This is a genomic window from Patulibacter sp. SYSU D01012 (assembly GCF_017916475.1).
Taxonomy (GTDB): Bacteria; Actinomycetota; Thermoleophilia; order Solirubrobacterales; family Solirubrobacteraceae; genus Patulibacter.
Map to the genome: position 1 here is coordinate 58888 of NZ_JAFMTB010000004.1, position 12667 is coordinate 71554.

Annotated in this window: 12 protein-coding genes; 3 read left to right on the forward strand and 9 right to left on the reverse strand. The window is 75.7% G+C overall.

Going from position 1 to position 12667, the window contains the following annotated elements; translation table 11 throughout:
* The first annotated feature begins 105 nt into the window (after window positions 1-105).
* Complete coding sequence (locus J3P29_RS18855; RefSeq protein WP_210495903.1) at window positions 106-1062, forward strand: NADP-dependent oxidoreductase; 957 nt, start codon at window positions 106-108, stop codon at window positions 1060-1062.
* Window positions 1063-1178: 116 nt separating this feature from the next.
* On the opposite strand, the gene J3P29_RS18860 is transcribed toward J3P29_RS18855, so the two are convergent.
* The 4 genes from J3P29_RS18860 to J3P29_RS18875 form a co-directional block, all read right to left on the reverse strand.
* Complete coding sequence (locus tag J3P29_RS18860; RefSeq protein ID WP_210495905.1) at window positions 1179-2966, reverse strand: GMC family oxidoreductase; 1788 nt, start codon at window positions 2964-2966, stop codon at window positions 1179-1181.
* Between the two features lie 184 nt (window positions 2967-3150).
* Window positions 3151-4053, reverse strand: a complete 903-nt coding sequence (locus tag J3P29_RS18865; RefSeq protein ID WP_210495906.1) for a DNA-formamidopyrimidine glycosylase family protein — start codon at window positions 4051-4053, stop codon at window positions 3151-3153.
* Window position 4054: 1 nt separating this feature from the next.
* Window positions 4055-4513 (reverse strand): histidine phosphatase family protein, encoded by a 459-nt coding sequence (locus J3P29_RS18870; protein WP_210495907.1) that lies wholly within the window; start codon window positions 4511-4513, stop codon window positions 4055-4057.
* On the reverse strand, window positions 4510-4680 hold the full coding sequence (locus tag J3P29_RS18875; protein WP_210495908.1) for a hypothetical protein: 171 nt from the start codon (window positions 4678-4680) through the stop codon (window positions 4510-4512). Before J3P29_RS18875 ends, J3P29_RS18870 begins: the two co-directional genes overlap by 4 nt.
* 176 nt (window positions 4681-4856) lie before the next feature.
* Here J3P29_RS18875 and J3P29_RS18880 point away from each other — a divergent pair, with 176 nt between their 5' ends.
* Both J3P29_RS18880 and J3P29_RS20975 read left to right on the forward strand, forming a co-directional pair.
* Window positions 4857-5939, forward strand: coding sequence for a phosphotransferase family protein (locus J3P29_RS18880; protein ID WP_210495911.1), 1083 nt, complete (start codon window positions 4857-4859; stop codon window positions 5937-5939).
* Window positions 5936-6571 (forward strand): HAD-IA family hydrolase, encoded by a 636-nt coding sequence (locus J3P29_RS20975; protein ID WP_210495912.1) that lies wholly within the window; start codon window positions 5936-5938, stop codon window positions 6569-6571. The genes J3P29_RS18880 and J3P29_RS20975 overlap by 4 nt, the downstream gene beginning before the upstream one ends.
* A 48-nt stretch (window positions 6572-6619) precedes the next feature.
* Here J3P29_RS20975 and J3P29_RS18890 read toward each other — a convergent pair whose 3' ends face one another.
* From J3P29_RS18890 to J3P29_RS18910, 5 genes are all read right to left on the reverse strand, one after another.
* Complete coding sequence (locus tag J3P29_RS18890; protein ID WP_210495913.1) at window positions 6620-8170, reverse strand: succinic semialdehyde dehydrogenase; 1551 nt, start codon at window positions 8168-8170, stop codon at window positions 6620-6622.
* 119 nt (window positions 8171-8289) lie between these two features.
* The gene (locus tag J3P29_RS18895) at window positions 8290-8748 is read right to left on the reverse strand and encodes a peptidylprolyl isomerase (protein WP_210495915.1); all 459 of its coding nucleotides are present in this window, start codon (window positions 8746-8748) and stop codon (window positions 8290-8292) included.
* A 125-nt stretch (window positions 8749-8873) separates the two neighbouring features.
* The gene (locus J3P29_RS18900; RefSeq protein WP_210495916.1) at window positions 8874-10010 is read right to left on the reverse strand and encodes a hypothetical protein; all 1137 of its coding nucleotides are present in this window, start codon (window positions 10008-10010) and stop codon (window positions 8874-8876) included.
* Between the two features lie 80 nt (window positions 10011-10090).
* A complete protein-coding gene (locus tag J3P29_RS18905; protein WP_210495918.1) occupies window positions 10091-11593 on the reverse strand; it encodes a DEAD/DEAH box helicase in 1503 nt (500 codons plus the stop codon).
* A 96-nt stretch (window positions 11594-11689) separates the two neighbouring features.
* Entirely contained in the window at window positions 11690-12652 is a 963-nt protein-coding gene (locus tag J3P29_RS18910; protein ID WP_210496079.1) for an NADPH:quinone oxidoreductase family protein, read from the reverse strand.
* Window positions 12653-12667: the final 15 nt, after the last annotated feature.

The following is a 12667-nucleotide window of genomic DNA, read 5'->3' on the forward strand; positions in this document are numbered from 1 at the left end:
CGCCGTTTATGGCAGACCAGGCGGTCGCGATGGCGGCCGGGGCGCCGGCCGGGCACGATCCCTCCCGTCGGCGCACCCCGCGCCGCGACCGAGAAGGAACCAGCCATGACCGTTCTGCCCGACACCATGCGCGCCGTCGTCGCCACCGCCCCCGGCGGCCGCGACGTCCTCGAGCTGCGCCAGGTCCCCGTCCCCTCGCCCGGCCCGGGCGAGGTGCTGATCCGCGTGGCGGCCGCCGGCGTCAACCCCGTGGACGCCAAGACGCGCGCCGGCCGCGGCGCCGCGCAGTTCCTGGGCGACGGCGACTGGCCGTGGATCCCGGGCTGGGACCTGGCGGGCGAGGTCGTGGCGATCGGCTTCGGCGTCGCGCGCTTCGCCGTGGGCGACCGCGTCTTCGGCACGGTCGGCTTCCCCGGCGCCGCGGGCGCCTACGCGGAGTACGCGGTCGCCCACGTCTCGCAGCTCAGCCGCTCGCCGCGGTCGCTGTCCGACGTCGACGCGGCCGCCCTGGCGATGGGCGGCCTGACCGCCTGGCAGGCGATGGTCGACGCCGCCGGGCTCGAGACGAACCAGCGCATCCTCATCACCGCCGCGGCGGGCGGCGTGGGCCACCTGGCGGTGCAGATCGCCGCGGACCTGGGCGCCCACGTGATCGCCGTCGCCTCGCCCGCCAACCACGACTTCCTCCGCGGCCTCGGCGCGCACGACGTGGTCGACCGCACCGCCGACGACTGGACGAGCGGGATCGAGCCCGTCGACGTCGTGCTCGACGGCGTCGGCGGCCCGGCGCGCGCCGAGGCCCTGCCGCTCGTCCGCCCGGGCGGCACGATCGTCTCGCTGCCCTCGGGTGACGACGGCGTCCCCGCGCCGGAGGGCGTGCGCAGCCCGTGGGTGTTCGTCGCGCCGGACGGGCTCGAGCTGCAGCTGCTGACCGGCTCGGTGGAGCGCGGCGTGCTGCGCCCGCACGTGTCGCGGACGTTCCCGCTGGCCGAGGCGGCGGCGGCCCACGAGGCGATCGAGTCCGGCGGCACGCGCGGCAAGATCGTCCTGACGACGGACTGACCCTCGCCCCGTCCCGCCCGCGCCGGCCGTTCCGCGCGGCGGGCGGCCGTCCCGGACGGGCCCGGTCGCGGCCGTCCCGCCGGCCGGGCCACGCGGCCCGGCCGGCCCCGACGCCGCTACGCGCGGGCGGCCGGCTCCTCGGTCCGCCCGCGCTCGCGGCCGTCGGCCTGCTCCTCCGTCAGCGCCTGCTCCTCGACGGCCCCGCGCAGCGTGCGGCTGCCCGGCATCCCCTCGGGCTCGCCGCTCGCGGTCTTGCCGGGGAAGGGCTCGCGGCCCATCGGCGGCACCGTGCGCGCGCCCGGCTTGGCCGGCACGGACTCCATCGCCAGCTCCGTCATCGCGGTGATCGTCAGCGACGGGTTGACGCCGACGTTCGCCGGGATCGCCGCGCCGTCGCAGACGAGCAGGTTCTCGTAGCCGAAGACGCGGTGGTCGCGGTCGACGACGCCGTGCTCGGCGTCGCGGCCGATCGCCGCGCCGCCCAGGATGTGCGCCGTCGAGGGGATCGAGAACAGCGCCTCGGTCACCCCGGACGCCGGCGTGCCGCCCGTCTGCCGCGCCAGCCACTCCGTGAACGCGTTCGCGGCGGGGATGAACGTGGGGTTGGGGTGGTCGGCGTCCTGTTGGGTGCGCAGCTTGACCCGGCCGTCGCGGCGGCGGGTGCCGACGAGCTTCATGCAGTTGTCGAGCGACTGCATGACGAGCACGATCACCGTGCGCTCGGACCAGTTCCGGCTGAAGAGCAGGTTCCACACCCAGCGCGGGTGCCGGGCCATCTGGCCGAGCCACTTCAGCGGGCGCGTCAGCTTCGTGCCGTCGCCGGTCAGGACGGTGAACATGCCCCGCAGCGCGCCGCCGCCCGCGCCGTAGGTGACCGTCTCGATGTGCGTGTGCGGGTCGGGGTAGATCGACGAGGTGATCGCCACGCGCTTGCTCAGCGCCTCGGCGCGGCCCTCGGGGACCGTGACGCCCAGGATCGCCTCGGAGTTCGTGCGCACGAGGTCGCCGACGCGCGGCGAGAGCTTCGGCAGGTCGCCCTGCAGCTTGCAGCGCCACAGCAGCTCGTTCGTGCCGAGCGCGCCGCCCGACACCACGACGCCGCGGGCGCGGATCGTCCGGCGGTCCTTGCGCAGCCGCGCCCCGGTGCGCTCGTGGACGATCTCCCAGCCGTCCGCGCCGTCCGTCCCGTTCAGCGGCCGCAGCGCCACGACCTCGCGCCGCGACTCCACGCGCGCGCCGAGGCGCTGGGCGAAGTGCAGGTAGTTCTTCGTCGTCGAGTTCTTCGCGCCCTGCGGGCAGCCGAGCATGCAGCGCCCCAGGTTGGAGCAGCCCGTGCGCTCGGGGCCCTCGCCGCCGAAGTACGGGTCGGGGACCGTCTCGCCCGGGGTGTCCAGGTACGTCCCCACGCGCGCCTTGCGGTAGGTGTGGCCGACGCCGATCTCGTCCGCGTACTGCTTCAGCAGCCGGTCGGCCGGGTCGTCCGCGACCACGTCGGTCACGCCGAGCATCCGCTGCGCGGTCTCGTAGTGCGGGGCGAGCTCGGCCTGCCAGTCGCCCAGGTCCGCCCACTGGCGGTCCTCGAAGAACGACTTCGGCGGCACGTAGAGCGTCATCGCGTACGTCAGGCTGCCGCCGCCCACGCCGGCCCCGCTCATGACGTAGACGTCGCGGAAGAGGGTGAGCTTGAAGAGGCCCCGCAGCCCCAGCCGCGGCGCGTAGAAGTAGCGGCGCAGGTCCCACGAGCTGCGCGGCATGCGCTCCTCGTCGATGTGCTCGCCGCGCTCGAGCACGTGCACCCGGTGGCCCTTCTCGCTCAGCCGCAGCGCGCTGACGCTGCCGCCGAAGCCCGATCCGACGACGACCCAGTCGACGTCGAACCCGCGATCGCTCCCGCTGCCTGCCATGCCTCTCCCCTGTCCCGCGTGGCCGTCCGCGCCATCGCAAAAGGTGACGCCTGCGTCACCTTAGCGCCTCGGGCGGGTCGTGTGCCCCGGGTCACGCGGCGCGCGGACGGGTGTCCGTCCGGACGCGTCGCGATCCGGCGGCCGGCCGGCGGGCCGGCGGGCCGGCCGCCGCCCGGGGCCGCGGTCAGTCCTTCAGCAGGCGGGAGAGCCGGCGGTCCTTGTACGGCTTGTCGCCCGTCTGGCAGTGCGGGCAGTACGCCATCTCGTCGTCCTCGTAGTGGACGGCCAGGATCTCGGTGCCGCAGCGCGGGCACGGCTTCCCCACGTGCCGGTGGACCTTGAGCGGCAGGGGCAGCTTGTCCTTCAGCGGCAGCGCGAGCGTCTCCTCGTACGTCGCGAGCGCGGCGCCCAGCACGGTGCGCATCGCCTCGCGCAGACGCGCGCGCTCCTCGTCGTCGAGGTCGCCGCACCGGCGCAGGGGCGCGAGCCGGGCCTCCCACAGGATCTCGTCGGCCCACGACCGGCCGATGCCGGCGATGACGCGCTGGTCGCGGATGGCCCCGCGCAGCGTGCGGCGCGGCGGCAGCAGGGCGCCGAGCTCGGGCGGGTCGGGCCACGCCTCGGGCCCCAGCGTCGTCAGCGTCTCGTCGGCCGCCAGGTCGGCCGGCCGCAGCAGGCGCCCCCACGCGGCCTGCTTCGTGCCGAACTCGCGCAGGCGCAGCTCGCGCTCGCCCTCGTGCCCGTCGGCGCCGCCCTCGAGCCGCACGACGATGCGCGCGGTGCGGTCGCGCAGCGTCGCGCGGGTCTCCCACAGCTGCAGGCGGCCGGCGCTCATCAGGTGCATCAGCAGCGTCGCCCGACCCTCGTCCTCGCCCGCCGGGCCCAGCCCGCCGCCCGAGAACGTGACGAGCAGCAGCTTGCCGCGGCGGCCGACGGCCTCGAGCGTCGCGCCGGCGAGCGCGTCGAGCGACGGCCGGAACGTCTGCATCGTCGCTAGCCCGGGCGCCCGGGCGCTGTCGACCGTGGCCCCGCGCACGGCGGCGTCGACGAGCCGCGCGGTGATCTCGACCTCGGGCAGCTCGGGCACGTCAGGCCCCGATCCGCTCGAGGTCGGCCGGGCGCAGCAGCGCCTCCAGCTCGGGCGCGCCCTCCCCCACGCGCACCGCGGCGAGGCCGCCCTTGCGCAGGCGGATCCGGGCGCCGGTCAGGTCGTGCACCACCTGCGACAGGTCCGGCTCGTGGCCGGTCAGCAGGACGACGTCGCCCAGGCCCGCCAGGACGAGCGCCTCGTCGCGGTCCAGCCCGACGATGGCGGCGTGCTCCGCCGGCTCGACGCCCAGCGCCTCCGCAGCGAGCGTCGCCGTGCGCCACGCCCGCACCTTCGGCGACGCCAGGCTGACGTCGGGCGTCAGCCCGAGGGCCGCGAGCGCCCGCCCGGCCGCCCGCGCCTGCGCCTCGCCCTTCGCCACCAGGTCGCGGGCACCGTCGGGTCGCGTGGGCTCCTTGTCCTCGGCGGTGCCGTGGCGCAGCAGGAGGAGCAGGCTCACGGGCGCGCCACCGTCCCGCCCGCCTCGAAGCGCGGCCCGCGCACCCCGGCGAACGTCCGCGCCGCGGCCCGGGTCCACAGCGCCCGGCCGGCCGCCGCCCCCGCGCCCGCCGCCGCGACGGCGAGGAGCACGACGACGGGGGCGGGCGGGCCGTGCTCGGCGCTCATGGGCCCAGCATACGCCCGGCGCCGCGGGGCCCCGGGGGACGCGCGCGGGACGGGCGTCGGACGCCCCGCCGCGCCGCGTGCGTCGCCGCTGCCGCCGCTCGCGCCCGCGCCCGGCGCCCGCGGACGCGCCCGACGGCCCCACGACGGCCGCGGTACCGCTCGGTACCATGCCGCGCATGGGAGAGAGCCCGCTCGTCGTCGACACCCCGGAGGAGGCGGCCGCGCTCGACCGGCCGCCGCTGCTCGTCCGCCGGCCGCTCGAGGCGATCCTCGACGCCGCCGGCATCGGCACGGGGCCGCTGGACGCCGAGATGATCGGCGACGGCCACAGCAACATCACCTACCTCGTCCGTCGCGAGGGCGCCGAGGTGGTGCTGCGCCGCCCGCCGCGCCCGCCGCTGCCGCCGAGCGCCCACGACGTCGTCCGCGAGGCCCGTCTGCTGCAGGCGCTCGAGGGCCACGCGGTGCGCACCCCGCGGGTCCTGCTCCTGCACGAGGACGCGGCGCCGCTCGGCGTGCCGTTCTACGTCATGGCGTTCGAGCGCGGCGACGTGCTCGGCCAGGAGCTGCCCGCGCGCTTCGCCGACCCGGGTGACCCGGCGCGGATCGGCGACGAGCTCGTCGACGCGCTCGTCGAGCTGCACGCCGTGGACTGGCGCGCGGCCGGGCTGGACTGGTTCGGCAAGGGCGACGACCGCTACCTGGAGCGGCAGCTGCGGCGCTTCGGCGGCATCTGGGACGCCACGCGCACCCGCGACGTGCCCGAGGTGGAGGAGGCCGCGGCGTGGCTGGCCGCCCACCGCCCCCGGCAGCGCGAGTCGACCCTCGTCCACGGCGACTACCGCCTGGGCAACGTCCTCTTCGCCCCCGATCCCGCGCCGCGCCTGGGCGCGATCTTCGACTGGGAGCTGTCGACGATCGGCGACCCGCTCGCGGACCTGGGCTACCTGACCGCGACGTACGCGACGGCCGACGGGCCGCAGAGCCCGCTCGCCGAGCTGTCGACCGTCACCGCGCGGCCGGGCTTCCCCGACCGCGCCGGCCTCGTCGCCCGCTACGCCGAGCGCTCGGGCCGCGACGTCGGCGACATCCGCTGGTACGAGGCCCTGGCCAGCTGGAAGGCCGCCGTGTTCCTCGAGGCCTCCTACGCCCGGCATCTGGCGGGGACGACGGACGACCCGTACTTCGCCCGCCTGGGCGAGGTCGTGCCCGCGCTCGGGCGCCTGGCGCTGCAGGCCGCCGAGGGGACGACGGCGTGAGCGCCGCCGACGCCCCGCACCGCGGCCTGCTGATCGACTTCGGCGGCGTCCTGACGAGCAACGTGTTCGCGGCCTTCGCGGCCTTCGCCGCCGCCGAGGGCCTGGAGCCCGAGGCCGTCGCGGAGTCCTTCCGCCGGGACCGCGAGGCGCGGCAGCTCCTGAAGGACCTGGAGAGCGGCGCCATCGACACCGCCGCGTTCGCCGGCCCGTTCGCGGCCAAGCTCGGCCTGGCCCCGGACCGCGCGGACGGGCTCGTCGGCCGGATGTTCGCGGCGCTGCGCGCGGACGAGGCGATGGTCGGCGCCGTGCGCCGGGCGAAGGCCGCCGGCGTCCGCACGGCGCTCGTCTCCAACTCGTGGGGCGACGGCATGCGCTACGACGAGGAGCTGCTGCGGGACGGCTTCGACGCCGTCGTGCTGAGCCACGAGCTGCGGATCCGCAAGCCCGATCCGGGCATGTTCCTGGCGGCGACCGAGCGGCTGGGCCTGCCGCCGGAGACGTGCGTCTTCGTCGACGACCTGCCGTTCAACCTGGAGCCCGCCGCCGCGCTGGGCATGGCCACGGTGCTGCACCGCGACGCCGCGACGACGCTGCCGCGGCTCGAGACGCTGCTGGGCGTGGCCCTGCGCTGAGTCGCCGCCGGCGGGGCGGGCACGACGCCCGCCCCGCCCCGTCGGCGCTCAGTCCCGCGTGCCGCGCCCGTAGAAGAAGCGCACCACGCGGCCCAGCAGCTTGAACCCGCGGCCGTTGTACGGGTAGGTCTGGGGCTCCTTGCGCAGGTGGTACTTCGAGACCATGATCGTCTGCGTCGCGCAGTACTTGCGGATGCCGGGCGCGCCGTGGCGGGCGCCCAGGCCCGAGTCCTTCCAGCCGCCCATCGGCGCCTCGAGCGCGGCGTACGAGACGAGCGAGTCGTTCACGTTGACCGTGCCGGCCTGGATGCGCCGCGCGATCTGCTCGCCCTTGTGCACGTCCTTCGTGAAGACGGAGGCCATCAGGCCGTAGGGGCTGTCGTTCGCCAGCCGGATGGCCTCCTCGGTGTCGGCCACCTTCATGATCGGCAGCGTCGGCCCGAACGTCTCCTCGGTCATGCACTCCATGGAGTGGTCGACGTCGGTCAGCACCGTCGGCGGGTACCACCAGCCGGGACGGCTCGGGTCCGGATCGCCGCCGGCGATGATCGTGGCGCCCTTGCGCCGCGCGTCCTCGACGTGCTCCGTCACCGTCTCGACCTGCCCGGCCGTCGTCAGCGCGCCGACCTCGGTGGACGCCGGGCCCGTCGGCCGGCCGTTGCGCAGCGTCTTCGCCTTCTTCGCGACCTTGGCGACGAACTCGTCGTAGACCGGCGCCTCGACGTACACGCGCTCGACCGAGATGCAGGTCTGGCCCGTGTTGAACATCGAGTAGTAGAGCGCGTGGTTGGCGGCGCGCTCCAGGTCGGCGTCGGCGCAGACGATGAACGGGTCCTTGCCGCCGAGCTCGAGCGAGCAGGGGATGAGCCGCTCGCCGCAGCGCGCGCCGATCCGCCGGCCGACGGGCGTGGAGCCCGTGAACATGATCATGTCGACGACGTCGATGATCGCGTCGCCCAGGACGGAGCCCTTCCCGGTGAGCACCTGCAGGACGCCGTCGGGCAGGCCGCACTCCTTGAGCGCGCGGGCCATCAGCAGCGACGTCAGCGGCGTCTTCTCGGCGGGCTTGAGCAGGACGCTGTTGCCGGCCATGAGCGCCGGGATGCAGTCGCCGAAGCCGTTCGTGAAGGGGTAGTTCCACGGGGCGATGACGCCGACCAGGCCGAGCGGCGCGTAGCGCGTGACGACCTTCTTGCCCTTCAGCAGCGGCGCGGAGACCTTGATCCGCTCGTCCGCCAGGTAGCCGGCGGCCTCGTCGGCCCAGAACCCGAAGGCGGACGCGGCGTAGAGGACCTCGGCCATCTGCGCGTCCTCCCAGGCCTTGCCGGTCTCGGAGACGATCGTGGCGATGAGCTCGTCCGCGTGGTCCGTGACCCACTTCTGGGCGCGGCGCATCACGCGGGCGCGGCCCTCGAAGCCGAGCGCCTCCCACGCCGGCTGGACGGCGCGGCCACGGGCGGCGGCGCGCCGGGCGTCCTCGGGGCCGAGCTCGTCGACCCACGCGATCGTCTCGCCGGTCGCCGGATCGACGACGGGCGTCTGGCCGGCGTGCTCCTCGGCCTCGGACCCGCGGGCGGGCGCCTGCTGCTGGGTGCTCATGTCGCAACCCTAGCGGCTGCGCGCCCCCCGGGCGACGAAAGATGACGCCGCCGTCACGTTTGCGCGACGGCGGCGTGCGTACGGCGGCTCGCCCGGCCCGCGGGCCGGGCGGCGCCGGATCAGCCCTCGACCGAGATCGTGCGGATCTCGATGGGCGTCACGGGGCGGTCGCCCGGGCCCGTCTGCGTCGTGCCGATGCGCTGGACGACGTCCTCGCCGGCCGTGACCTGGCCGAAGGCGGTGTGCTTGCCGTCGAGCCACGGGGTCGACTCGGCGGTGACGATGAAGAACTGCGAGCCGTTCGTGTTCGGCCCGGCGTTCGCCATCGCGAGCGTGCCGCGGACGATCTTGTGGTCGTTGATCTCGTCCTCGAACGTGTAGCCCGGGCCGCCGGTGCCGGTGCCCTGCGGGCACCCGCCCTGGATCATGAAGTCCGGGATGACCCGGTGGAAGATCAGGCCGTCGTAGAAGCCGTCGGCCGAGAGCTTCTTGAAGTTCTCGACGGTCTTCGGCGCGTCGGCGTCGAACAGCTCGACGACGACGTCGCCCTCGCTGGTGCTGATGGTGGCGGTGCTCACAGGGCTCCTCCAGGGGTCGGGGTGGAAACCACGACGGCCGACCCTAGCGTGCTCGCGGACCCGGGCGGGCCGCACCGCGCGCGGGCGCGGAGCGTCGCGGCCGCCGAGCGGCGGCCGCGACGCGATCAGCGCGTGGCGACGAGCTCCTTCAGCCCGACCTCGAGCGGCGACTTCGTCACCCACACGAGGACGTGGCGGTACTTCTTCGCGCCGTCGGCCGCCGAGGCGAGCGTGATCGTCGTGCCCGACGCGCCCTTGGCGACGGCGGTCTGGCTGGCGATCGTGTCCCAGCCCGGCGACGTCGCCTCGGGCGGGAGCGTCTGCTTCGTGGTGCCGTAGACCTTGACCGAGACGCCGCTCGTGGCCGTCACGACCTTCAGCGTCTTGACGGCGGTCGGGTCGTTGAAGTCCAGGACGTAGCCGAAGCCGCCCGTCGAGCCCTCGGCGAGCGTCACCTTCCACGACGTCGAGGCGTTGCCGTCGATGGCGGCCTTCTCGTCGGTGAAGTCGGCGATGATCCCCGCGGGGTCGTACAGCGAGCCCTGGCCGGGCGCGAAGGTGATCGGCCCCGACTGGTCGGCGTCGTCGTCCTTCGTGCCGCCCGAGTCCTTCGTGCCGCCGGACCCCTTGGAGCCGCCGGTCCCGCCCGTCCCGCCGGTGGAGCCGGACCCGCCGGTGGAGCCGCCCGTCGAGCCGGAGCCGCCGGTGGAGCCCCCCGTCGAGCCGGTGGAGCCGGAGGTGCCGCCCGACCCCGCCGACGAGGAGCCGCCGCCGGAGGAGGACGAGCCGGAGCCGCCGCCGGACGTGCCCAGGCCCTGGTCGGCGCCCGACGTGTCGAGCGACGAGGTGGCCGGGGCGTCGGTGCCGCCGTCGTCCGCCGCCGGCGGATCGTCCGTCGTCGGGGTGGCAGCGGGCGGCGTCGTCGGGGTGGTGGTCGCGGGCGCCGGGGTGGTCGGCGCCGCGGCGATCACCGGCGCGGGCGTCGTCGTGGGGACGTTCGCAGCGGACCGCTCGTCGCCCCGCAGCGCCGCGTAGGACGCCGCGGCCGCGCCGCCCGCGAGCAGCACGGCCAGGCCGACGGTCAGCCCCGCGGCGCGCAGGCCGGGCAGCCGCTGGCTCGGCTCGGTCAGCCGCACGCCGCAGTTCAGGCACCACTCCTGGTCCGTCGAGCAGACCGTGCCGCAGCGCTCGCACGCGCGGACCATGGCGCCGGGCGCGGCGTCGGGGGTCTCCTGCAGCTGCTGTCCGTCGGGGCTCGTCACGGGGCGAATGCTACCCGCAGACGCCACCGGGACGCGCCGGTGGAGGACGCCGTGCACGTCGCGCGCGCACGGCGGCGGGCTCAGTCGGCGACGAGCAGCTCGGCCCGGAGCGCGCCGGCCGCGCCGTCGCGACCGTTCACCGCGGCGATCGCGTCCTCGGCGCCGTCGGCCGGGACCGTCGCCAGCGCGAACCGCTCGAGGACCAGGACGTCGCGGACCGCCTCGCCGTCCAGGCCGCTCGCCGCCGTGATCGCCTCGACGACCTCGCGCGGGCCGACCCCGTCGGCGCGTCCGGGGACCAGCACGATCCGCGTGCCCGGCTCGTCCGCGCCGTGGTTGAGCTGCGGCTTGCGGCCGCGCCGCGGACGGGCCCGGCGCGCCTCCTCGACCTCCTCGGGCGCGGCGGCGCCCGCGGGCGCCTCGGCCGCGGCCACGACGGCGGCGGCCTTGCGACGCTCGCCGGCGGGCGTGGTCGCCCCCGGCGCCCACGGCGTCATCGCCATGCCGATGTGCTCCTCGATCGCCTCGCGCTCGCGGACCTGCTTCGGCTCGACGAACGTGATGGCGCGCCCCGACGCCCCGGCACGGCCGGTGCGGCCGATGCGGTGGACGTACGTGTCGGGGGAGCGCGGCACGTCGTAGTTGACGACGTGCGTGACGGTGGAGATGTCCAGGCCGCGGGCGGCGACGTCCGTGGCGACGAGGATCGGCACGCGGCCGCCCTTGAACGCGAGCATCACGCCGTCGCGCTGACCCTGGGAGAGGTCGCCGTGCAGGGCGCGGACGTTGTTGCCGCGGTCCTTCAGCAGGCGGAACAGCCGGTCCGTACCGATCTTCGTGCGGCAGAAGACGATGGCCTGGCGGGGGCGCTCGGCGGCGATGACCTCGGCGAGCTTCTCGGGCTTGTCCTTCGTCGCGACCTCGACGAAGAACTGCTCGACGGTGTCGACGGTGAGCGTGTCGGCCTTGACCTTCACGTGCTCGGGCTCGTACAGGAAGTTGTCCGCGAGCTTGCGGATCGGCGGCGCCATCGTCGCCGAGAACAGCGCGGTCTGGCGGCCGTTCGGCGTGCGGCGCAGGATCTTCTCGACGTCGTCGAGGAAGCCCAGGTCGAGCATCTCGTCCGCCTCGTCGAGCACGACGAAGCGGCAGGACCCCAGCTGCAGCGCGCCGCGGTCGATCAGGTCCAGGACGCGCCCGACGGTGCCGACGACGACGTGGGCGCCGGAGCGCAGGCGCGAGATCTGCTCGCGGATCGGGGCGCCGCCGAACGTGGCGACGACCTCGACGCCCTTGCGCGCGCCGAAGCCGCGGACGGCCTGGGTCACCTGGATGCACAGCTCGCGGGTCGGCGTCAGGACGAGCGCCTGCGTGTCGTCGTCGGACGGATCGACGTACTCGACGATCGGCACGCCGAACGCGGCGGTCTTGCCGGAGCCGGTCTGCGCCTGGCCGATGACGTCGCGCCCCTGCAGCATCGGCGGCATGCCCTGCGCCTGGATCGGGCTGGGCTTCTCGTACCCGATGTCGCGCAGCGCCTCGAGTACGGGCTCGGACAGGCCTAGGTCGGCGAACGTCGTCATCAGCCCTGGACTCTAGGCGCTCGGGGGGCGGCGCACGGCACGGCCTTCCCGCTCGCGCGCCCGCGCGGGGCCCCGCGCGGGCGCAGGCGCCGCCGCCTACGCGTCCGCGACGTCGAGCACGAGCTTGCCCGTCGTGCGGCGCTCGACGAGCGCGCGGTGCGCCTCGGCGGCCTGCTCGAGCGGCCACCGTCCCCCGACCACCACCCGCACCTCGCCGCGCACCGCGCGGGCGAACAGGTCGGCGAGCGGTGCGCGGAAGCGGCGCTCCGGGTCGTCGAGGGTGTGGAACAGCCAGAAGCCGACCACCGACCGCGAGTGCCGCAGCAGATGCCCCGTGCGGACCTCGTTCTGCTCCTTGCTCGCGATCCCGCAGACGACGATCCGGCCGAACGGCGCGAGCGCGCGGAGCGACGCGTCGAAGCCGGGGCCGCCCGCCATGTCGACGACGACGTCGACCCCGCGGCCGCCGTTCGCCTCGACGAGCCGCTCCGTGAGCCCCTCGGCGTCCGGCTCCACCGCCACGTCGGCGCCGAGGTCGAGCGCCAGCTGGCGCTTCTCCGCGCTCGACGCCGTGGCGATCACGCGTCCCGCCCCCATCGGCTTCGCGAGCTGGACCGCGAGCGACCCGGTGCCGCCCGCGGCCGAGTGCACGACGACGGTCTCGCCGCCCTCGAGCCGCCCGCACGTGCGGTGCAGGTGCCAGGCCGTCAGGCCCTGCACGAGCAGGCCGAGCGCCTGGTCGTCGTCCAGGCCGTCCGGCAGGGGGACGCACCGCTCCTCGGGCACGACGGCCCACTCCGCGTAGGCGCCGCCGCCCTTCGTCAGGGCGACGACGCGCTCGCCCGTGTCGGCGCGGACGCCCACGACCTCCTGCCCCGGGACGAGCGGCAGGTGCGCCTTCTGCACGTACTTGTTCTCGCGCGTGTGGGTGTCCGCGAAGTTCACGCCGACCGCGCGCACCCGGACGAGCACCTCGCCCGGCCCCGGCACGGGCCATGGGACCTCCTCGTGCACGAGGACCTCGGGACCCCCGAACTCGTGCTGCCGGATCGCGCGCATCGTCTCCCCGCCCAT